Origin of the sequence: Actinophytocola sp. (assembly GCF_045807065.1) — a bacterium.
GTDB lineage: Bacteria > Actinomycetota > Actinomycetes > Mycobacteriales > Pseudonocardiaceae > Actinophytocola.
The window spans coordinates 1-21,124 of the sequence record NZ_JBJMIE010000087.1 but is presented as its reverse complement, the minus strand read 5'-3'; the positions used below and the strand labels follow the sequence as shown (position 1 = coordinate 21,124).

Here is a 21,124-nt window from a genome sequence, read left to right as displayed (position 1 = left end):
GCCCCACCCGCCAACCACCAGCGGTCAGTTGCTTTGCGCAACGCTCAACAGCGTACGGACTTCGGCCGGGGACATCGGCGGTCGCTGAGCGATTTTGGCCAGGCCCGCTGCCCTGGCGACCAGCTGCGCGTTGTCCCGCACGCGTTCGCCACGGGCGTAGGACACGGTGTCCTCCATGCCCACCCGCAGGTGCCCGCCGGCCGACAGCGACGCCAGCAGCACCGGCAGTGAGCTGCGACCGATGCCGGTGGCCGAGAACGTCGCACCCGCCGGGATGAGCCGCAGCGCCGCCACCAGTGTCGACACGTCGCCCGGCATGCCGCCCGGGACGCCCATCACCAGGTCGACGTGCACGTGCCCGCCGGCGGGCAGGCCGTGCTCGTCGAGGAGCCGGTGCAGCGCGGCGAGGTGGCCGAGGTCGAAGATCTCGTACTCCGGCACGATCCCGCGGTCGCGCATCCGCTTGTGCAACTCGACCACGAACTCCCAGCGGTTCATGAACACGTCGTCGCCGAAGTTGACCGTGCCCATCGTGCAGCTGGCGGAGTCCGGCATGGCCTCCAACACACGCAGCCGGTCCTCCTCCGGGTCGGTGACCGCACCACCCGTGGACAGCTGCACGACCAGCGACGTCTCGGACCGCAGCGCCGCGACCGTCTCCTTCAGACGCCCCAGGTCGAGCGTCGGCTCGGCGTTCGCACCCCGGATGTGCACGTGGATCATGGCCGCGCCGACCCGTTCGCAGTCCTGGGCGGTCCGCACCAGCTCGTCGAGGGTGACGGGCAGGTTCGGGACGTCTTCCTTGACGAGTTCCGCCCCGGTGGGCGCGACGGTGATCAGGGTGCCTGGCATGGCCAGGATGGTAGTCAGCCGCGCAGCCTGCGGGCAGCCTCACGACCGAGGCCGGGCGTCTCCGACGGGACCAGGTCCGGGTCGATGGCGGCCTGCACCACGCGGTCCTCGGCGCCGACCAGCAGCTCGGCGTCCAGCGGCACGGAGTACTTCACGAGTGCCAGCGCGACCGTGCCCAGCTCGTGGTGCCGCACGACCGAGCCGACGCGGCCCACGGTCCGCTCCCCGTGCACGACCGGGTCGCCGGTCTCCGGCAGCACCTCGGGCGAGCCGTCCAGGTGCAGCAGCAGCATCCGCCGCGGCGGGCGGCCCACGTTGTGCACCTTCGACACGGTCTCCTGGCCGCGGTAGCAGCCCTTGGCGACGTGCGCGGCGACGTGCACCCAGCCGACCTCGTGCGGGATCGTGCGCTCGTCGGTGTCGACGTTCATGCGCGGCCGGGCGGCCTCGACGCGGAACGCCTCGTAACCCCAGCTGCCCATCGGCCGCGCACCCGCCTCGGTCAACCGCTCCCACCAGCCGGCGTCCCGGGGCACGAGCAGGTCGACGCCCAACGTGCCGCGCCGGACCAGCACACCCTCGCCGCCGGCCACCTCATGCGGGCCCGGCACCGGGAGGCCCACGCTCGTGAGCAGGGCGTCGGTCTGCGGCCCGAGCAGGGTGAGCACGGCCCGCTCGGCCGTCGCGTCACGCAGCTCGACCTTCGACCAGAAGACCATCGACCGGAGGTACTCCAGCAGCGGCTGCTTGCCGCCGCGCGCGCCGGTCGCCTGGGCGCCGGGGTCGGTGTCGAGCCAGACGGTCCCGTCGAGGTGCGCGACCTCCATGTGGGTGTCCACGCGGCCCTGGCTGTCGAGCACGAGCGCCTCGGTGGCCGCGCCGTCCGCCAGCTCCGTGACGTGCTGGGAGATGACCAGGTGCAGCCACGACAGGCGCTCCGGCCCGGTGACCGCGATGACCTCGCGGTTCGACCGGTCGACCACCGCGACCTTGCGTGCCGCGGCCCGCTGCTCGGCGTACGGGTCGCCGTAGTGCCACGGCATCCCGGCGTCGGGCGAGCCCTCGGGTGTCGGGATCACTTGATCTCCTTCTCGCACTTCTCGCACAGCCCGGACAACGCGAGATGGCTGGCATCCAGTGCGAACCCGAAGCGGGCACGCAGTGTTCCACGGAGGTCGTCCATGATCTCGCATGGCGCCTCGATGACCGTCTCGCACCGGTGGCAGACGAGGTGGACGTGCTGGTGCTCGTGCACCGAGTAGTTGGGCGCGCCGTGGCCCAGGTGGGTGTGCCGCACGATGCCGAGGTCCTCGAGGAGTTCGAGCGTGCGGTAGACGGTGGTGATGTTGACGCTCGGGGTGGAGCGCTGGACGTGCTGGCAGACCTGTTCCGGGGTGGCGTGTTCGAGCTCGAGCAGGGCGTCGAGGACGAGCTGGCGCTGCGGGGTCATGCGCATCCCACGCTCGTGCAGCGTCGTTTTCAGCTCCTGGATGTTGGCTGCCACACACTGAATCGTAGGCTCTTGCCATGCGCGTGCTGGCGATGCTGGACGGAACCCTTGCCGACCCCGAGGCCCCGCTGATCCGGGTCGACGACCTCGGGATCACCCGCGGCGACGGGGTGTTCGAGACGATCCTGGTGGTGGACGGGAAGCCCCGCGAGCTGGGCCCGCACCTCGATCGCCTGGCCCACTCCGCCGCCATGCTGGAGCTGCCGGCGCCCGACCGCGCCCAGTGGGAGCGCGTGGTGCGGGTCGTGCTGGACAACTGGCAGGGCGGCGAGATGGCCCTGAAGCTCGTGTACACGCGCGGCCCGGAGTTCGGCCCCACCCCCACCCCGACCGGGTACGCCATGGGCATGCCGATCGGCGAGAAGGTCATCCGGGCCCGCGAAACCGGCGTCGCCGCGATCACCCTCGCGCGTGGTTACGACCCGTCGATCGTGTCCGAGGCACCGTGGCTGCTACTGGGCGCGAAGTCCCTGTCCTACGCGGTGAACATGGCCGCCATCCGCCACGCGGAGTCGCTGGGCGCACAGGAGGTCATCTTCACCGCGGCCGACGGCTCGGTGCTGGAGGGACCGACCTCCTCGGTGGTCCTGGTGACCGGCAGGACCCTGCGCACGACCCCGCCGTCGAGCGGCATCCTCCGCGGCACGACCCAGGGCGCCCTGTTCCGCGCGGCCGAACGCGCCGGCTGGGCAACCAAGGTCGAACCGGTGACCTTGGACGAACTCCGCACGGCAGACGGCCTCTTCATGGCGTCCAGCGTCCGCAAGCTCACCCGCGTCCACACCCTGGACGGTACGGCCCTCCCGGACACCACGGCCCTCCACCAGGAACTGACCGCCCTGTACGAGTCGGAGTACTAGACCGAAGCGCGAACTTCCGGTCGGCGGTGGACAGCCGGGGTGCGTGATATCATTCTCTTCGCCGAGGCCCTGTAGGCCGAGGAAGTGAGCCCGTGGTGCGTCCGGACGGTCGTGTCACGGGCTTTGCGCTGTCTGGGATCAGCTCAGGTCGACGACCGCGGTGGCGATCGGGTCGATTCGTTTGCGCCACTCCCGTCCGGCACCGAAGCACCAAGCCACGATGTCGGCGATCCACAGCAGCGATTCGCTGGTGCTGTCCACGTGCTCGTAAACGAGCCTGCTGGCGCTCGGATGCGAGCCGAGGAGACGGCGCAACGTGCGCTCGTCGTAGATGTCCTGCTCGTTGCGAGAGTCGATGACCAACCTGTGTGCTTGCCGAGCCAGGAGGTCGTTCGCCAGTCGTGTCATGCAGACCTGGCGAGCCTCCTCGTCAAGCTTCCGGCACGGGTGGGAGTAGACGCACACCTCGACCGGCAGCCGGGCCACCGCGTCGGCGAGCGCGCGGCGACGGATCGGTCGCTCTTTCTTGAAGTGCAGCTCACGCTGCCCAGGCATGAGTAACCCGCGCATCGACTGCCGAAGCAGTCGCACCTGCGATGGCTCCACGATCGCCGCGGCGATCAGGTACTGCGGGGGCCTGGCCGACTCGTCGACGAAGGCGTGCACGGTCACCCGACCATCATTCAGGGTGGTGACCTGACACGATCGGGCGATAGCTAGCCGGCCACCCTGCGTAGGTAGGCCGACGTGTGGGGCTGGAGTGGCTGGCCCACCATGGCGCGTTCCTCCACGTAGGCGAGGTCGCCGTTGTTGACCAGGCCGTACAGGCGTTTCGCGCCGTTGACCTCCTTGGCCGACGCCGTGCGCATGGTGACGTCCGTCGCCAGTTCCCAGGACGTCTGGGTGCGGGGCTCGCCGTAGAAGATCTCGATCACGCCCGTTGCGTGGGCCAGCAGTAGCTCGATCGTGTCGTCTGGCTGTGGGCGCCACCAGCCGACCTCGCGGGCGGCCGGGCGGATGACCTTGCCGTCGGCGTCCAGGAGCCACGCTCGGCTCTCGTAGTACACGAACGGGCGGCCGTCGTGGGCGAAGATGACCTGCTGGCCGAAGTGCTGCGGTTCGATGGTCGGGTACACGACCTCACCCTCGCCGCGCCACACGCCGATGAGTGGGAGCAGCGGCAGGAGGGCGTCGTGCAGCTCCGCGCCCTCGCGGAGGTTCGCCGTGTCGTTGGGGATCGGCAGGTCCGGCCACTGGGGGAGGTTGCGCTCGCGCGTGGTGTTGGCGCGCTCGGCCGCCGCGCGCAGGGCCGCGTCGCCGCTGCCGGGGATCGGATCGTTGGACGGGGTGGTCATGAGCGTCGGCCCGTGGTTCGGACGGCCAGGAAGCCTGGTGACGGAGTACCGGCAATCAGCAGCAGGGTGACGAACAATTCCACCCGAGGAGGATATGGCAACGCGGGGCGACCCGGTGAAACGGTCGCCCCGCGTCTCGAGAGAACGTCTGAAACGCTTCGCTCAGCCGACGGACACGGCCACCGGGTGCAGGCCCGGGCCGGTCGCCGTCACCTTCGCCTCGCCGTTGCCGGTGCGGTGGAGGGCGCGCACCGTCCACTCGCCCGGCGCGGCGAAGAAGCGGAAGTTGCCCTCCGCGGACGACACGACCTCGGCCGTGAACTCGCCGCTCGCGTCCAGCAGCCGCACGTACGCGCCGCCGAGGGGCGCGCCGTCCGCGGTCACCTGCCCGCCGACCACGATCTCCTTGGCGAGGTCGACACCGGCGGTCAGCTCAGCCGTCTGCTCCGGTGCACCGCAACCGTCCGTCATGACAATCCCCTTACTTGGCACCAGGGCCGATTTCGACCGGCACGCCGACCAGCGAGCCGTACTCCGTCCACGAGCCGTCGTAGTTCTTGACGTCCGAGTAGCCGAGCAGCTCGTGCAGGGCGAACCAGGTGTGCGACGAACGCTCACCGATGCGGCAGTACGCGATGGTGGCCTTGGACTCGTCGATCCCGGCCTCCTTGTACAGCTCGCGCAGCTCGTCCTCCGACTTGAACGTCCCGTCCTCGTTCGCCGCCTTGCTCCACGGCACGTTGATGGCCGACGGGATGTGGCCGGCGCGCTGCGCGGCCTCCTGCGGCAGGTGGGCCGGCGCGAGCAGCTTGCCGGCGAACTCGTCGGGCGAGCGCACGTCCACGAGGTTCTTGGTGTTGATGGCGTCGACGACCTCGTCGCGGAACGCGCGGATCGCCCCGTCCTGCTCCTGCGCCTTGTAGCTGGTCTCCTCGCGGGTCACGGCGTCCTTCGACAGCGCGCGGCCGTCGAGCTCCCACTTCTTGCGGCCGCCGTCGAGCAGCTGCACGTTCTGGTGGCCGTACAGCCTGAAGTACCAGTACGCGTACGCGGCGAACCAGTTGTTGTTGCCGCCGTAGAGGATGACCTGGTCGTCGTTGCCGATGCCCTTGGCGGACAGCAGCTTCTCGAAGCCCTCGCGGTCCACGAAGTCACGGCGCACCGGGTCCTGCAGCTCGGTCTTCCAGTCGATCTTCACCGCGCCGGGGATGTGCCCGCCGTCGTAGGCGGACGTGTCCTCGTCGACCTCGACGAACACCACCCCCGGGCTCTCGAGGTTCTGTTCGGCCCATTCGGCGGTGACCAGTACGTCTTCGCGGCTCATTGGAGCGCCTTCTCCTTCGTTGGGGTGATGCGGCGGATCAAGAGGTAGGTCTCGCAGCCGAGGCAGAACGCGAACGCCGCGTTGAGGAACGCCGCGGCCAGCGCGAACGCGGTCGCGACGATGCCCAGCGCGGTCACGCCGGTCGCGTAGCCGAGCACGCCGAGGACGGCGAACCCGAACCCGACGCCCTGCGCGAACCGCAGCGGGGCGGTGTCCTCGCGCTCGCCGGTCGACTGGAGCCGGGGCGCGACGAGCGTGCGGTACAGGATCGAGTACGGCGCAACGCCGAGGCCGGCGAACGCGCCGATGGCGAACACCACGGCCTGCGCGGCGAGCAGCGGCCACCAGCCGGTGACCAGCACGACCGCGAGGACGACGGTGGTGACCCACGCGGCGAAGCGTGGACCTCGGGGATCAACCTGGGCTGGACCAGCGGACATGACGCCTCCCTGACTGCGCGGCTGGGGTGGTCAGCGCGAGCGGGCCGAGAACGATGGGCCGCCCGGTCAGTCAGTTGCCAGACACAGGCTGGAGTCGACGCGGCAGTAGTCCACCGCGCGGCGCCTGGTCAGCAATGCGTACACGTCATGCACAGTACAACCGCCTCCCTGCTGGTGGGCGGTCTGTCCATCTAATGGGACGACAGGTGGGGCCGCAGCGCGGCGAGCAGCTCGTCCCGTGCCGGCACTCCGCCGACCCGCAGGATCTCGGTGCCGCGGCCGTCGACCGCGAGCGTGGTCGGCGTGCGGAGCACGGACAGCTCCTTCGCCAGGTCCGGCCGGTCGGTGAGGTCCAGCTCGGTGTGGTGCAGCCCGTCGGTGCGGGAGGCCAGGTCGGACAGCAGGACCCTGGCGTGCCGGCAGGGCGCGCAGAACGTGGTGGACAGCTGGACCAGCGTGACCCCGGTGGGCGCGACCAGCGCCCGGACGTCCGCGGGAAGTCCACTCACGTCAGCCACCCGCACCCGCCCGTCACGCGCCTTCAGCACCAGGCCGGCGACCGTGGCGAGCACGAGCGTGCCCACCAGCACGAGCACCCCGACCATCGTCCACCTCGAACTACTGACCGCCCAGCACCACGTCGGTCGCGGTGCCCTTGACCGACAGTACGCCCGGATCGACGGTGACCGCGGTCGGTGTGACCGTGAACGGCAGCTTGCCCGGGTCGAGGGTGAAGTTGAGCGCCTGCTTGACCGCCGCGTCCAGGGTGGGCGGCAGCTGGCTGGTGCCCAGGACCGAGTTGCTCAGCTCGATGCGGCTCGGCGTGAAGGACATCTTCGCGCCCTCGACCAGCGAGATGATCCCGTAGGTGCAGAGCTCGGTCTCCTCGCCGCCGATGTCGACGGTCGCGCAGATCCGGGCCCCCGCGGTCGTGTCCTCGATCTCGGCCTTGGCCGCGCGCTCGGCGGCCTCCTGCTCGGCGTCGGTCCGGTCGTCGGGGTCGGTGAGCACGTCCTGCTCGCTGACCGGGTCGATGGTGACGTTCGTGATGGACCGGATCGCGGAGTTCTCGTTGTTCGCGATGGCCCGGTTGACGTCCGAGGCCTTGACCTTGACCTGGCCCTCGACCTCGCGGACCTTGACCTCCTTGAGCGAGCCGGACACGAGGTCGCCGAGCGGGGCCTGGACGTCCCGCATCTCGATGTGGACCTCGAGCTCGCGCAGGGTGTCCTGCACCGGGACGCCCTTGGCGTCGATCGTGACGTGGCCGTACTCACCGGAGATGGCCTGGGCGAGGAAGGAGAAGCCGCCGACCTTCACCGCGGGGTCGTCGGAGAGGCCGAACTGCTCGCGGGCGCGCTTGGACACCTGGTACTCGAAGACGGCCGCGGCGCCGAAGTCCGCGACCACCAGCAGCCCGATGAGGACCACGAGCGTGATGACGAGCCTGCGCACCGTCTTGGACCGGCGTTTGCGAGGCGCGGGTCGGGACGGTGTGTCTGTCATCGTCATGCCCCAATGATCCTGCGGTGGGAAATGGCGACCGTAGCGGGGTACCACGCGCCAGTCACGTTACGTCCATGTTTCGGTGGTCACAGGAGTCACAGGAGTGTCCACAGTTCACTCGAACGTTGGTGCAGTCGTGTGACGCAGGTGTCACGACCAGGACATTCCCCGGCCACACCGGTTACTCTTTCCCGAAAGCCACGGAGCGTATCCAGAGAGGCGGGCCACATGAGCCTCGACCTGCTGCTGCTCACCGCGGACCCAACGCCGGGCTCGGTTGTGCCATCCCTGATGTTGTTGCCCCACCAAGTGCGCACCCAGGCGCCCGAGGTCACGGCTCTGCTCGAAGCCGGCTCCCGGGACGCGGTGCTCGTCGACGCGCGGACCGACCTGGCGGCCGCCAAGAGCCTGTGCCGCCTCCTGACGTCCGGCGGCGACAACGCCCCGGTCATCGCGGTCGTCAACGAGGGCGGTCTCGTGGCCGTCAACTCGGAGTGGCGCGTCGATGACATCCTGCTGCCGACCGCCGGCCCAGCCGAGGTCGACGCCCGGCTGCGCCTGCTGACCTCCCGCGGCCCCGCCGGCGCCCCCGGCGGCGACGGCGCCCTGCGCCTCGGCGAACTGGTCATCGACGAGGCGACGTACATGGCGCGGCTGCGCGGCCGCCCGCTCGACCTCACCTACAAGGAGTTCGAGCTGCTGAAGTACCTCGCACAGCACGCGGGCCGGGTGTTCACCCGCGCGCAGCTGCTGCAGGAGGTGTGGGGCTACGACTTCTTCGGCGGCACCCGCACGGTCGACGTGCACGTCCGACGCCTGCGCGCCAAGCTCGGCAACGAGCACGAGCAGATGATCGGCACCGTCCGCAACGTCGGCTACAAGTTCGTCCAGCCCCCGAAGTCCCCCCTCGGCGAGAGCACCACCACCGACGAGCCGGCGGACGCCAACGCCACCATGTGACGCCCCGGGAACGGGGCTCTGCCGCGGCGGCAGGGCCCCCGACCAACTCCGGACCCTCCGTGCTCGCCGCTGGCCGGCCGGTCTCGAAGCGCCGGCTCGCTCCGCGCCTCGTGGTTCACCGAGTCGGGCAGCCGGCTCCGGTACCGTCGTGCGCGTGGAGATCGCGTGGCGGAAAGAGGCTGATGAGAGTGTGCGTGCGCTGCTGATTGCCGCCCGGGCGGTCGACGGCACGCCGGAGGTCGAGGGCGACGGACCGCTGCCCAGGGAGTTCCGCGGCGGCCGGCACCTGCTCGCACACGACGCCGGCACCCTCGTCGGCTACGCGCACGTCGACACGGCCGGTGACGCGTTCGGCAACCAGATCGTCGAGCTGGTCGTGCACCCAGAGCACCGCGGCCGGGGGATCGGGACGGCGCTGGTCGACGAGGTCCTCGCGATCGACAGCCCGCTGCGCCTGTGGTCCCACCGCGACCACCCCGCCGCCGCGCGGATCGCCGTGCGGCGGGGCCTCGCGCGGGTCCGTGAGCTGCTCCTCATGAGCCTCGACAACGACGTGCCGTTGCCCGAGCCCCGGTGGCGGGCGGGCATCCGCGTCCGCACGTTCGTGCCCGGGCAGGACGAGGCCGCCATGGTCGCGGTCAACAGGCGCGCCTTCGACTGGCATCCCGAGCAGGGGCTGCTGACCGAGGAAGACGTGCGAGCCACCGAGCAGGAGCCCTGGTTCGACCCGGACGGCTTCTTCCTGGCGGTCGACCACGACGACAGGGTGGTCGGCTTCCACTGGACCAAGGTGCACGGCGACAACAGCGGCGAGGTGTACGTCGTCGGGGTCGATCCGGACGCGCAGGGGGGCGGTCTGGGCACCGCGCTCACCCTGGTCGGGTTACACCACCTGCGGACACGCGGCGTGCGCGACACAATCCTGTACGTGGAGTCCGACAACAGACCGGCGGTCGCGGTGTACAGCCGTCTGGGGTTCGTCGTCCGGTACACGAACGTCGCCTACCAGCGGTAATAGGGCAGTCACGGACACCGTAGGCAACAAAGGTCACAATCTGGTCTTGTTCACCCCGCGTTCACCTCAATACCCGGGGCTGTCCATTCCCGCTCCCTAGCGTCCGCGCTGCACGCCTTCGGGTCGTGCGAGCAGTAACGCATCGAGGTAACCCCGAGAGGATCCAGTGAAGCGCACTCGCTACGGCCGTATCGCGGCCATCGTCACTGCCGGCGCCCTCGCGCTGACGGCCTGTGGGAACGACCCGGTGGCTGACTCCGGCAGCAACAGCAGCGGTGGCGGTGACACCGCTACGGAAAGCGACCTGTCCGGCAAGCTCGCCGGCTCCGGTGCCACTTCGCAGCAGTCCGCGCAGGAGGTGTGGATCGCGAAGTTCGGCGAGCAGAACCCGGACGTCGACCTGTCCTACGACCCGGTCGGCTCGGGCGGTGGCCGCAAGGCGTTCCTGGACGGCGGCGCCGCGTTCGCCGGCTCGGACTCGGCCCTCAAGGACGAGGAGCGCACCAGCGCCAAGACCCGCTGCGCCGGTGGCGAGGCCTACGAGCTGCCGCTGTACATCAGCCCCATCGCGGTGGTCTACAACCTGCCGAACGTCAAGGACCTGCAGCTGACGCCGTCGAACGTGGCGAAGATCTTCGACGGCAAGATCACCAAGTGGAACGACCCGGCGCTCGTCGCGGACAACCCGAACGCGCAGCTGCCGGACTCGAACATCACGCCTATCAACCGCTCCGACGAGTCGGGCACGACGGCGAACTTCACCGACTACCTGGCGAAGACGGCGAAGGCCGACTGGCCGTACCCGTCGAGCGGCAACTGGCCGAAGCAGGGCACGCAGTCCGCGCAGGGCACCTCCGGTGTCGTGCAGGCGGTCCAGGGCGGCGAGGGCACCATCGCCTACGCCGACCACAGCCAGGCCGGCAAGCTGGGCGTCGCCAAGATCAAGGTCGGTGACAAGTTCGTCGAGCCGACCGCGGACGGCGCTGCCAAGGTCGTCGAGGAGTCCCCGCAGGTGAGCGGCCTGGCCGAGCACGACCTGGCCCTCGACCTGAAGCGTGACACCACCACCGCCGGCGCCTACCCGCTGCTGCTGGTCTCCTACATCGTCGTCTGCTCGAAGTACGAGGACGCCGAGCAGGGCAAGCTCGTGAAGGCATACGTCGGCTACATCGCGAGCGAGGACGGCCAGAAGGCCGCGGCGGACGAGGCCGGCTCCGCGCCGATCTCCGACTCGCTGCGCACCAAGGTCGAGTCCGCTCTCGACGCCATCAAGTAGTCGACGACGGACAACACGGGTCCGGTGGGTGGCGTGGCGCCGCCACCGGACCCAGGTCCGTCCCCCTCCTGTTGACGGAGATCGCACAGTGACCACAACGGACGAGCCCAAGGTGCAAGAGAAGCCCGCGGCCAAGCCACGTCCACCACAGCGTCCCGGCGACCGAGTCTTCGCCGCGAGTGCCAAGTACGCGGGTGTGCTCATCCTCGTCGTCCTCGCCGCGGTCGCCGTCTTCCTGCTGACCGAGGGCTGGCCGGCGATCTCGACGTCGACGGACACGCTCACCAGGTCCATCAACTGGCTCGAGGGCAAGTCGGTCCTCGGCTACGTCGGCCCGCTGGTGTTCGGCACCATCCTCGCCGCGCTCATCTCGCTCGTCATCGCCACCCCGATCGCCATCGGGGTCGCCCTGTTCATCTCGCACTACGCGCCGCGGCGGGTCGCGTCCTGGCTCGGGTACATCATCGACCTGCTCGCCGCCATCCCCAGCGTCGTCTACGGCCTGTGGGGCGCGCTCTGGCTGATGCCGAAGGTCCACCCGTTCTTCGAGTGGCTGTCCCACTACCTCGGGTGGATCCCGCTGTTCGCGGGGCCGGCCGCGAACCCGCCCCGGACGATCATGACCGCCGGCATCGTGCTCGCGGTCATGATCCTGCCGATCATCACGGCGGTCTCCCGGGAGATCTTCCTGCAGACGCCGACCCTGCACGAGGAGGCGGCGCTCGCGCTCGGCGCGACCCGCTGGGAGATGGTCCGCATGTCGGTGCTGCCGTTCGCGCGGTCCGGCATCATCTCGGCCACCATGCTCGGCCTCGGCCGCGCGCTCGGCGAGACCATGGCCGTCGCCATGGTGCTCTCGCCCGGCCTGATGTACTCGATCTACGTCCTGCAGGCCGGCCAGCAGCAGAACATCGCCGCCAACATCGCGCTGAAGTTCCCCGAGGCCTCGGGGAAGGGCGTGAACGTGCTGATCTTCACCGGTCTGGTGCTGTTCGTGATCACACTCCTTGTCAACATGTTCGCGCGGTGGATCGTGAGCCGCCGGGCCGAGTTCTCCGGGGCGAACTGATGATGACAACTTCGGTCGAGACCCCGCTCATCCCCGTCAGCCTCACCCACGGCAAGCTGCCGCGGTTCTCGCCGCTCGGGATCTTCGTGGTCTCGCTGCTGGTGGTGGCCGGTCTGCTGGCCGTGTTCGGCTCGTTCAGCGTCGTCCTGGCGGTCGTGCTCGGCACGGTCCTGTTCGCGGTGGCGCTGGTGGTCGTCTCCCGGATCGTGGAGGGCAACCGCGCCGCGAAGGACCGCCTGGCCACCACGCTGATGTACTCGGCGTTCATCCTGGCGCTGGTCCCGCTGGTCAGCCTGCTGTGGACGGTGATCTCGAACGGCATCAAGCGGTTCGACTTCTACTTCCTGTCCACCACGATGCGCGGCGTGTTCGGCGGCATGGACGCCGGTGGCGTCAACCACGCGATCGTCGGCACGCTCGAGATCACCGCGTTCGCGGCGCTCATCTCGGTGCCGATCGGCCTGCTCACCGCCGTCTACCTGGTCGAGTACGGGCCGACGAGGCTCGGCAGGTACATCACGTTCTTCGTGGACGTCATGACCGGCATCCCGTCGATCGTCGCCGGCCTGTTCGCCTACGCCCTGTTCGCCCTGGTCGTCGGGCCGGGTGTGCGCATGGGCGTGGTCGGCTCGGCCGCGCTGTCGGTGCTGATGATCCCGGTCGTGGTGCGCTCCTCCGAGGAGATGCTCAAGCTCGTGCCGAACGAGCTGCGCGAGGCCGCCTACGCGCTGGGCGTGCCGAAGTGGCTGACCATCGTGAAGGTGGTCCTGCGCACGGCCGCGGCCGGCATCGTCACCGGCATCACGCTGTCGATCGCCCGCGTGATCGGTGAGACCGCCCCGCTGCTGCTGACCGCCGGGTACACGAACTCGCTCAACGGCGACCTGTTCGACGGCCGGATGATGACACTGCCGGTGTACGTGTTCCGCCAGTACAGCCAGGGGCTCGTGCCCAAGGGCATCACCGACATCAACTACCAGCGGGCCTGGGCCGCGGCGCTGACGCTGATCATCATCGTCATGCTGCTCAACCTGGTAGCCCGTCTCATCTCGCGGTTCTTCGCACCCAGGACCGGTCGCCGGTAAGGCCGGCGCTGACCACAGGACTGAAAATGGCCAAGCGACTCGATATCTCGGATCTCAACATCTACTACAGCGACTTCCTCGCGGTGGAGGGCGTGTCCATGGCGGTCGAGCCGCGCTCGGTGACGGCGTTCATCGGGCCGTCCGGCTGCGGCAAGTCGACCGTGCTGCGGTCCCTCAACCGCATGCACGAGGTGATCCCGGGCGCCCGCGTCGAGGGCAAGATCGCCCTCGACGGCGAGGACCTGTACGGCCGCGACGTCGACCCGGTGCGCGTGCGCCGGTCCATCGGCATGGTGTTCCAGCGGCCGAACCCGTTCCCGACGATGTCGATCGCCGCGAACGTGATCGCCGGCATGCGGCTGAACAACAAGCGCATGTCGAAGGCCGAGGCCCAGGAGGTCGTCGAACGGTCCCTGCGCGGCGCGAACCTGTGGACCGAGGTCAAGGACCGGCTCAACCGGCCGGGCTCCTCACTGTCCGGCGGTCAGCAGCAGCGCCTGTGCATCGCCCGCGCCATCGCCGTGCAGCCGGACGTGCTGCTGATGGACGAGCCGTGCTCCGCGCTCGACCCGATCTCCACGCTCGCGATCGAGGACCTCATCAGCGAGCTGAAGAAGGACTACACGATCGTCATCGTCACCCACAACATGCAGCAGGCGGCGCGGGTGAGCGACCAGACGGCCTTCTTCAACCTCGCGGGCGTCGGCCAGCCGGGCAGGCTGATCGAGATGGACGCGACGGAGAAGATCTTCTCGAACCCGAACCAGAAGGCGACCGAGGACTACATCTCGGGCCGGTTCGGCTGAGCGAGCATCGCAGTTGAGCGGAGCTTGCGGAGCGAACGTCAGGGCTGAGCGGAGCTTGCGGAGCGAACATCAGAGCTGAGCGGTTCACGTTTCGCATTCGGGAACCTTCTCATTGGGGCATCCGTCAGAATAGTGTCCCAGGGAGGTGGCTCGATGACTGTGATCCGTGGGGGTGTGACTCGTGCTTGACGCGATCGGCGGCGCGATGGGCGCGTCCATGATCAGTTTCAAACAGGCGGGGCTCGACGGCTCGTTCACCATCAACGAGACGGGCGGCAAGGCGCTGCTCGCGGCCATCGACGAGATGGCCAAGTGGGTTGAGGACAACCTCGCCGACCTCTCCACCCTCGGCAAGTCGCCGAAGCTCGGCAGCAGCAAGGGCGCGGACCTGATGAAGCCGTACGTGCAGAAGGTCGCCACGGACGACCAGGGCTTCATCACCCAGCTCAAGGAGTTCCGGCAGTCGCTGGCGGACGCCCAGGAGGGCGTCCAGGCCGCGATGCGCAACTACGGCCACGTCGAGCAGGGCATCCAGGGAAACTTCCGTGTCGTGTAGGCCCGGGGTGGCCGTGGTCGCCACGCTCGTCGTCCTGCTCGCCGGCTGCTCGGAGTCGACGCAGGGCAGCCCGACCCCGGGTGGCGAGCCGACCTCGACCCCGACCTCGACCAGCGAGGGCACGACGGAGGAGTCGTCGACGCCCGCGCAGCCCTCCGGGACCGCCGACCTGCAGCCCTGCGGCATCCTCGACCAGAGCGACCTCGCCGGCCTCCAGCTCACCGGCGGCGAGCAGAAGGAGGTCGGCTCCGCCCGGGTCTGCCGCTACCGGCGCCAGGGCGCGACGCTCAACGAGACGTTCACCGTGTCCATCGAGCTGTTCGACCACGAAGGCCTGGCCGACCTGGACGTGCCGGACGTCCAGCAGCTGCCGCGCATCGGCAGCCACGACGCGGCCAAGTACACCGACGAGACCGGGACCTGCGGAGTGAGCCTCGGCGTCGGCGACAACTCCCGGGTGGACAGTGCCGCCGTCGGCGGCGACCAGCAGTTGGGCTGCCAGATCGCCCAGCAACTGGCAACCTTGGTAGAACCGAAACTGCCCTGAGGAGCGCCATGGCACCTCGCGATCACCACAACAACTGGTCCTTCCGGCACCGCACGACGACGCAGACCGGACAGGAGACCCGCGACCATGCGGAGAACCAGGTCACCGACGAGGTGGACCGGGGCAACATCATCGACTGGCTGGTCGACAAGTTCAACCACGGCCAGCGGGTCCAGGACACCTACACCGCGGACATGAGCAGCCAGGCGCAGGCGCTCGCCGACGGCGTCAAGACCCGCGAGGGTCCGATCATGCAGTGCTACAACTACCTGTCCACGCCGCACTCGCAGCTCAAGAAGATGGTCACGGAGGACGTGGACCCGGACGGCGTGGGCGCCAGCGGTGACCAGTGGATCGACGCCGGCAACGCGATGGTCCGCTTCCAGGAGGGCGTCCAGGCGGCCATCACCAACAGCCAGGCCGACTGGCAGGGCACGGCCGGCAACGCCGCCAGGACGTTCATGTCCCAGGTCGGCGGCTGGGTCGGCGAGGCGGGGCAGAGCGCGCAGCTCGCCGGCACGCAGACCAACCTGCAGGCGGTGGCGCTGGCCGACGCCAAGCGCAACATGCCGGAGCCGGTGGACTTCGACCTCGACGCGGCCAACCAGGATCTGCGGTCGACCACCAACCCGATGCTCTACGTGGCCAAGCTCGGCACGTACCAGACGCAGTACAACAACCAGCAGGCCGCGCACGAGCAGGCGGCCGGAGTGGTCAGCACCTACGACAGCAGCCTGGCCGGCGCGAGCACGATGCCGGCGTTCGGTGCGCCGCCGCAGATGAGCTCGCCCAGCTCGAGCGAGACGAACGTCCAACGGTCGCGGGTCAACAGCACCAACACGAACGTCACCACGAACACCAACACGTCGACCAACTCGAACAACAACCAGACGAACCAGCCGCCCAACGGCCAGATCAACGTACCGCCGACCACGAACAACCCGGGCGACAACTCGGGCAACGGCAACGGCAGTGGGAACGGCAACGGAAACGGGAACGGCAACCAGCACAACCCCGGGAACGTCGGCACGCCGGGTAGCTCCGGTTCCGGCACCGGTGGCTCCGGCACGGGCACGGGCACCGGCACCGGGACCACGCCGAGCGGTGGACTGCCCGGTAGCGGTGGGCTGCCCGGTCCCGGCCAGTTCCAGACGCCCGGCACGAGCGGCGGCAACAACGCCAGCCAGAATTCCGGCCTGGCCGGCACACCCATGCCGATCGCCGGCCTGCCCGGCCCGAGCGAGAGCGACTTCGAACGCGGCGCGGGCCGCGGCTTCGGCCCGGGTGGCGGGCGCGGCTTCGGTCCCGGTGGCGGCACGGGCAGTGGCTACGGTCCCGGCGGTTCCGGCACCGGCGGTCCCGGCGGCATGGGCCGGGGACCGGGTGCCGGCATGGGACCCGGCGGTGCGCTGGCCGGCGAGGGCGCGGCACTGGGTGGCCGCGGCGCGGCGGGCGCTCGTGGCGCGGCCGGCGGCATGATGCCGCACGGCCAGCGTGGCGAGGACGAGGAGGACGGCGAGCACCAGCGCGCGACGTACCTGGTCGAGGGCGACCCGGACGCGGTGTTCGGCACCGACGAGATGACCGCACCACCGGTGATCGGCGGCTAGCGGGTGGCTTCGTCGTACTCACTCTCCCTGCCGGCCGTCGACGTCCTGGCGCAGACACTGGACGTCAACATCCGGCAGTTCCCGTTCGAGATCCCGTACTTCGGTGAGTACGTGCGGGACCGGCAGCGGATCGCGCGTGAGGTGTTCGTCGACCTGAGCAGGCGGGGGCTCGTCCGCGACGGCGACATCGACCCGGAGCTGACGCGTGCGCTGCGGACGCTGTCGGAGTACGTGATCACCGTGTCCGTGATGGGCACGGTCGCGAAGGACCGGAAGATCTACGCGCGTGCCGCCGCGGCCGGTGAGACCGGGGTGCTCGCGGTCAGGGAGGCGGACAGCCTGCGGCTCGACCTGATCCGGCCGACCGCGCTCGCGATGACGCTGGTCGGCCTGCTGCCGACCATGGGCTCCGGCCCCGGCCAGTCGGTGACGCTCACGCTGCCCAGCGCGGGCAACCAGCAGGCTCCTGACGACATCCTGGCGCCGATCCACCACGGGCGCACGGGCGACGAGCAGCAGCTGCGGCTCGCGGAGAGCTACCTGGCCCGGCCGAGGACCGGCACCGGGCTGTTCACGGTCTCCGGCCGCGACCGGCGGACCGGCAAGGAACTCCACGCCGGCCACCTGTCCTGGATCGACACGGACGCCGGCCGCTACCTGGTACTGGTCCGGCCACCCGGCGAGGACGGCCAGGTCCGCAGCACGTTCAGCCCGGCCGACACGGCCCGGTTCACCCACCAGCTGGGTGAGCTGATCGAGTCCGTCGTGCCCCGCGCCGGTTCGGTCCCGGCGCGGGACGGGTGGTGAGTCCTCAGAGTTCGTCCGTGCCGTAGCCCGGCATGCGGCCCGTCACGACGAAGACCACCCGCTTGGCCACCGACACCGCGTGGTCGGCGTAGCGCTCGTAGAAGCGGCCGAGCAGGGTCACGTCCACCGCGGACGCGACGCCGTACGGCCAGTCCTTGTCCATGATCACCGAGAACAGGTGGCGGTGGAGGTCGTCCATCTCGTCGTCGGCCTCCTCCAGGGAGCGGGCCTTCTCGATGTCCTTCTCCAGGATGACGTTCTCCGCCTGGTGGGCCAGGTCGACGGCCACGCGGCCCATCTCGCTGAAGTTCGGCCGCACCTGCTCGGGCAGCACCGGCTTGGGGTGGCGGCGGCGCGCGGCCTTGGCGACGTGGAGCGCGAGGTCGCCCATGCGCTCCAGGCTCTCCGCGGCGTGGATGGCGGCGAGCACGGTGCGGAGGTCGGTCGCGACCGGGGCCTGCAGTGCCAGCAGCGCGTAGGCGTGTTCCTCGCACGACGACCGGGCGTCATCGATCTTCGCGTCGTCGCCGATCACCTGTTCGGCAAGGCCGAGGTCGGCGTCCAGCAGCGCCCTGGTGGCGAGCTCCATGGCGGTAGCAGCCATGGCACACATGTTGGCCAGCTCTTCGGCCAGCTCCCCGAGTTCGACTTGATAGGCCTCACGCATGGCGACAGCCTACGGGCGCGTACGCACGGCTAACGCATTCCTCGGTGAATCCCAGATGAACCCGCGACCACCATACGGTTCCTCAGGCGCAGGAGACGTCGCCCGCGTTGACGGTGGACAGGTTGTCCGGCACGTCCGCCGGTGCCCCGCCCTTGGTCGGCGACTGGACCTTGCCGTCGAACTCCGGACCGAGGACCAGGATGATCGCGCTCGCCACCGACGGGTCCTCGACCAGCGTCGCGCCCGGCACGGCCGCCTTGAGCGTCTGCGCCTGCGCCTCGTGACCCTTGCTGTACCTGATGACCGTCTTGTCGGTCGCCGGACCCGCGCCGTTCTGGATGATCTGGAAGCCGAGGTCGGCGAGGTCGTCGGCGGTGTCGCGGGCGATGCCGCCGGTCTCGTTGCCGCCGTTGAGCACCTGGATCTTGACACTGTTCGGGTCGACCGTGCCGCCGGTCGGCTGCTGTTGCTGCTTCTGCTGCATGAGGCCGGACTGCACCTGCGTCTGGGTCTGCTTCTGGTCCTTCTTCGGCGCGTCGTCCTTCTTCGGCGCCTCGCCGGGCAGTGCGACGTCCTGGCGGATGGCCTCGAACAGCGCGTTGGCGTCCTCGACCCGCATGTCCTCGTTGTGGCGCTCGTTCTCGTAACCGGTGGTCGGCAGGGTGATGAACGTGACCCGGCCCGCCTCGACGCCCTGCATCGACTGGCCGAGCGTGAACAGCTGGTCGACGCCGATGTTGTCGCCGAAGGTGGCCTTCGAGAACGCCTTCACGAAGTTCGTGAGCTTGCCGGGGTTCAGCAGCACCTCGGACGACATCGCCTTGCGCAGCAACGAGGACAGGAACCGCTGCTGGCGGATGATGCGGCCGTAGTCGGCGGTCGGGTCGCCGGCGACCTTGCGGGCACGGACGAAGTTCAGGGCCTGGTCGCCGGTGAGCTTCACGTTCTTCCCGGCCTCTGGCACGACCACGCCGAGCTCTTTGTCCTTCATCGGCCGCTCGACGCACACCTCGACGCCCTGCACGGCGTCGACCATGTCCTTGAAGCCGTGGAAGTCGATGCCGACGAAGTGGTTGATGTTGATGCCCGAGATGTTCTGCACCAGCTTCGTCACGCACTTCGGGCCGCCCACCATGTAGGCGGTGTTGAGCTTGGCCCGCTTCTCCTCGGGGTGCTGCTGGCCTGTGTAGTTTCCGGTCTTTGGATCCCATCCCTCGCAGGCCGGCCGGGTTACCTCGAGGTCACGGGGAAAAGAGACGACCACCACGCGTTCACGATTTTTAGGTACGTGGGCGATCATCACGGTGTCCGATCTGGCGCCTACCACCGACTCCTCGGTGCCGACTCCGTCCTCAGCCGTCGCGCCGGCGCGGGTGTCGGAACCGACGAGTAAGAAGTTCTCGTCACCGAGCTGCGCGGCGGCGTCCTTGATGGCGGCCGAGTCCGGGTCGAGCGCGTCGACCTGCTGGGCACTGTTCTCGATGTAGGTCTTGAAGCCCCACCCGACGGCGGTCGACAGGAAGACCATGCCGGCGAAGAAGATGGCGAACGCCTTGCCGGCGTTCTTGCCCTTGCGCCAGCGGCGCTTCTTCTTCTCCTGCTGCTCGTCCTCTTCCTTCGGCTCGAGGTTCGGGATCGCCAGCGCCATGGACTGCTGCGCCTCGAGCTCGTCGAGGCGGTCCATCTCGTCGTCGCGCTCCCAGGGCCGCAGCTTGCGGCGCTTGGCCTTCTTCTCGCGTTCCTCGGCCTTGATCTCGTCGTGGACCGCGGAGAAGCGGGCGAGCGTGTGGTCGATGGTGCGCCGCTTCTGGAGCTCCTCGTTGCCGCCGATGGCCTCCATCTCGGTGGTCATCGTGACGAGGTCGTCGTCACCCATGGGGGGCGGAGGCGGCGGCACCGGCGGGACGCCGGTGGAGCGGCGGGGCTTCGGCGCGGGCGCCGGCGCGTCGATGGCCGGTTCGGCCAGCTCGTCGGCCTGCGGTCCCTGCCGGTGGAACTCGTCGACGGGGAACAGCCCGGAGCCCTGCCCCGGCTGCGGCGGCGCGTCGACCGGGAAGCGGTCCGGATGCGACCCGACCTCCGGCCGCGGCGCGGCGACGGCGCGTGCGGCGCGGCGACGGGCGACCCCTTCCGGCCGAACGGGCCTGTCCTGCGGCCCGGTCTGTGCGCCCGTCTGTGGTCCGGTCTGTGGTCCGGCCTCCCCGAAGCCCTCGTCCGGGAAGCCGGCGGGGCGCCGGTTGCCGCCGGGCGCGCCGAAGTGCGCGGAGGCCTCACCGACGCGGCGCGGGCTCGGCCGGGGCGCGTCGGGATCCGCCGCGAAGCCGGGACGAGGGCCGGAACCCTCACCGGCCCGTCGGCCACCGCGTCGCGGGTCGTCCGCCTCCTGGGGGAAGCCGCCACGGCCCCTGCGACCGTTCGGGACCTCGGTGCCGGGAACGGGGTGGTGCGTGGAAGCCTCGCCAACCCGACGGGACGACTCCACCTCGGTCGGGAAGCCCTCCGCGCCCGGAACCGGACGAGGCGCGGACGTCTCCCCGATACGACGGTTTCCGTTGCGGCGCGGCCCGTCGCCGTCGGGCGGGAAGCCGTTGGCCGCGTCACCGCCGTGCGGTCCGGGCGCCCCACCCCCGCGCCGGCCACCGTTGCGCCGTGCCGCCTCCGGCCCGAAGCCCGCCTCGTCGCCGGGGACGCCGTGGGGACCGGAGGCCTCACCCATGCGCCGGCTGTTGTGGTGGGGGCCTTCTGCGTCGGGTGGGAAGCCGTTGGCCGCGTCGGTGCCGGGTCCGCCGTGCAGGCCGGAGCCGTCGCCCATGCGGCGGGCGCTCTTGCGGCGGGGGCCCGCCGCGTCGGGTGGAAAGCCATTGGCCGCGTCGCTGCCG

The 21,124-nt window shown here is 69.9% G+C and carries 23 protein-coding genes; 11 read left to right on the top strand and 12 right to left on the bottom strand.

Annotated elements, in window-relative coordinates:
• Nucleotides 1–24 precede the first annotated feature (24 nt).
• Genes ACJ73U_RS05005 through ACJ73U_RS04995 form a run of 3 tightly spaced genes read right to left on the bottom strand, consistent with a single transcriptional unit; the run spans nt 25 to nt 2,308 of the window.
• Complete coding sequence (locus tag ACJ73U_RS05005) at nt 25–852, bottom strand: 3-keto-5-aminohexanoate cleavage protein (RefSeq protein WP_407776330.1); 828 nt, start codon at nt 850–852, stop codon at nt 25–27.
• A 14-nt stretch (nt 853–866) separates the two neighbouring features.
• A complete protein-coding gene (locus ACJ73U_RS05000) occupies nt 867–1,931 on the bottom strand; it encodes a YgfZ/GcvT domain-containing protein (RefSeq protein WP_407776329.1) in 1,065 nt (354 codons plus the stop codon).
• On the bottom strand, nt 1,928–2,308 hold the full coding sequence (locus ACJ73U_RS04995) for a Fur family transcriptional regulator (protein ID WP_407776343.1): 381 nt from the start codon (nt 2,306–2,308) through the stop codon (nt 1,928–1,930). Before ACJ73U_RS04995 ends, ACJ73U_RS05000 begins: the two co-directional genes overlap by 4 nt.
• Nucleotides 2,309–2,379: 71 nt before the next feature.
• Here ACJ73U_RS04995 and ACJ73U_RS04990 point away from each other — a divergent pair, with 71 nt between their 5' ends.
• Nucleotides 2,380–3,222, top strand: coding sequence for an aminodeoxychorismate lyase (locus tag ACJ73U_RS04990; protein ID WP_407776328.1), 843 nt, complete (start codon nt 2,380–2,382; stop codon nt 3,220–3,222).
• Between the two features lie 138 nt (nt 3,223–3,360).
• On the opposite strand, the gene ACJ73U_RS04985 is transcribed toward ACJ73U_RS04990, so the two are convergent.
• The 7 genes from ACJ73U_RS04985 to ACJ73U_RS04955 all read right to left on the bottom strand — a co-directional run bounded on the left by ACJ73U_RS04985 (nt 3,361) and on the right by ACJ73U_RS04955 (nt 7,853).
• On the bottom strand, nt 3,361–3,894 hold the full coding sequence (locus tag ACJ73U_RS04985; RefSeq protein ID WP_407776327.1) for a DUF3800 domain-containing protein: 534 nt from the start codon (nt 3,892–3,894) through the stop codon (nt 3,361–3,363).
• A gap of 44 nt (nt 3,895–3,938) precedes the next feature.
• Nucleotides 3,939–4,577 (bottom strand): FABP family protein, encoded by a 639-nt coding sequence (locus tag ACJ73U_RS04980; RefSeq protein ID WP_407776326.1) that lies wholly within the window; start codon nt 4,575–4,577, stop codon nt 3,939–3,941.
• Between the two features lie 162 nt (nt 4,578–4,739).
• The gene (locus ACJ73U_RS04975) at nt 4,740–5,048 is read right to left on the bottom strand and encodes a DUF1416 domain-containing protein (RefSeq protein WP_407776325.1); all 309 of its coding nucleotides are present in this window, start codon (nt 5,046–5,048) and stop codon (nt 4,740–4,742) included.
• Between the two features lie 10 nt (nt 5,049–5,058).
• Nucleotides 5,059–5,901 (bottom strand): sulfurtransferase, encoded by an 843-nt coding sequence (locus tag ACJ73U_RS04970; RefSeq protein WP_407776324.1) that lies wholly within the window; start codon nt 5,899–5,901, stop codon nt 5,059–5,061.
• The gene (locus ACJ73U_RS04965) at nt 5,898–6,341 is read right to left on the bottom strand and encodes a DUF4395 domain-containing protein (protein ID WP_407776323.1); all 444 of its coding nucleotides are present in this window, start codon (nt 6,339–6,341) and stop codon (nt 5,898–5,900) included. The genes ACJ73U_RS04970 and ACJ73U_RS04965 overlap by 4 nt, the downstream gene beginning before the upstream one ends.
• A 191-nt stretch (nt 6,342–6,532) precedes the next feature.
• Entirely contained in the window at nt 6,533–6,946 is a 414-nt protein-coding gene (locus ACJ73U_RS04960) for a TlpA family protein disulfide reductase (RefSeq protein ID WP_407776322.1), read from the bottom strand.
• 13 nt (nt 6,947–6,959) lie between these two features.
• A complete protein-coding gene (locus ACJ73U_RS04955; RefSeq protein ID WP_407776321.1) occupies nt 6,960–7,853 on the bottom strand; it encodes a DUF2993 domain-containing protein in 894 nt (297 codons plus the stop codon).
• Between the two features lie 222 nt (nt 7,854–8,075).
• On the opposite strand from ACJ73U_RS04955, the gene ACJ73U_RS04950 reads away from it, so the two are divergent.
• The 10 genes from ACJ73U_RS04950 (at nt 8,076) to ACJ73U_RS04905 (ending at nt 17,578) form a co-directional block, all read left to right on the top strand.
• Nucleotides 8,076–8,807, top strand: coding sequence for a winged-helix domain-containing protein (locus tag ACJ73U_RS04950; RefSeq protein ID WP_407776320.1), 732 nt, complete (start codon nt 8,076–8,078; stop codon nt 8,805–8,807).
• 154 nt (nt 8,808–8,961) lie between these two features.
• The gene (gene mshD, locus ACJ73U_RS04945) at nt 8,962–9,822 is read left to right on the top strand and encodes a mycothiol synthase (protein ID WP_407776319.1); all 861 of its coding nucleotides are present in this window, start codon (nt 8,962–8,964) and stop codon (nt 9,820–9,822) included.
• A gap of 166 nt (nt 9,823–9,988) precedes the next feature.
• Nucleotides 9,989–11,098: a phosphate ABC transporter substrate-binding protein PstS gene (gene pstS, locus ACJ73U_RS04940; RefSeq protein WP_407776318.1), complete on the top strand. Its 1,110-nt coding sequence runs from the start codon at nt 9,989–9,991 to the stop codon at nt 11,096–11,098.
• Nucleotides 11,099–11,210: 112 nt separating this feature from the next.
• A complete protein-coding gene (pstC, locus tag ACJ73U_RS04935) occupies nt 11,211–12,167 on the top strand; it encodes a phosphate ABC transporter permease subunit PstC (protein ID WP_407776317.1) in 957 nt (318 codons plus the stop codon).
• A complete protein-coding gene (gene pstA / locus ACJ73U_RS04930) occupies nt 12,167–13,252 on the top strand; it encodes a phosphate ABC transporter permease PstA (RefSeq protein WP_407776316.1) in 1,086 nt (361 codons plus the stop codon). Before pstC ends, pstA begins: the two co-directional genes overlap by 1 nt.
• A 26-nt stretch (nt 13,253–13,278) precedes the next feature.
• A complete protein-coding gene (pstB, locus tag ACJ73U_RS04925) occupies nt 13,279–14,058 on the top strand; it encodes a phosphate ABC transporter ATP-binding protein PstB (RefSeq protein ID WP_407776315.1) in 780 nt (259 codons plus the stop codon).
• Between the two features lie 181 nt (nt 14,059–14,239).
• A complete protein-coding gene (locus ACJ73U_RS04920; RefSeq protein WP_407776314.1) occupies nt 14,240–14,614 on the top strand; it encodes a hypothetical protein in 375 nt (124 codons plus the stop codon).
• A complete protein-coding gene (locus ACJ73U_RS04915) occupies nt 14,604–15,161 on the top strand; it encodes a DUF3558 domain-containing protein (RefSeq protein ID WP_407776313.1) in 558 nt (185 codons plus the stop codon). The genes ACJ73U_RS04920 and ACJ73U_RS04915 overlap by 11 nt, the downstream gene beginning before the upstream one ends.
• 8 nt (nt 15,162–15,169) lie before the next feature.
• Nucleotides 15,170–16,771, top strand: a complete 1,602-nt coding sequence (locus ACJ73U_RS04910) for a hypothetical protein (RefSeq protein ID WP_407776312.1) — start codon at nt 15,170–15,172, stop codon at nt 16,769–16,771.
• A gap of 3 nt (nt 16,772–16,774) precedes the next feature.
• Entirely contained in the window at nt 16,775–17,578 is an 804-nt protein-coding gene (locus tag ACJ73U_RS04905; RefSeq protein WP_407776311.1) for an ESX secretion-associated protein EspG, read from the top strand.
• Nucleotides 17,579–17,582: 4 nt separating this feature from the next.
• Here ACJ73U_RS04905 and phoU read toward each other — a convergent pair whose 3' ends face one another.
• Nucleotides 17,583–18,245 (bottom strand): phosphate signaling complex protein PhoU, encoded by a 663-nt coding sequence (gene phoU / locus ACJ73U_RS04900; RefSeq protein ID WP_407776310.1) that lies wholly within the window; start codon nt 18,243–18,245, stop codon nt 17,583–17,585.
• 82 nt (nt 18,246–18,327) lie between these two features.
• On the bottom strand, nt 18,328–21,124 hold a 2,797-nt coding region (locus tag ACJ73U_RS04895), incomplete at its 5' end, for an LCP family protein (RefSeq protein ID WP_407776309.1).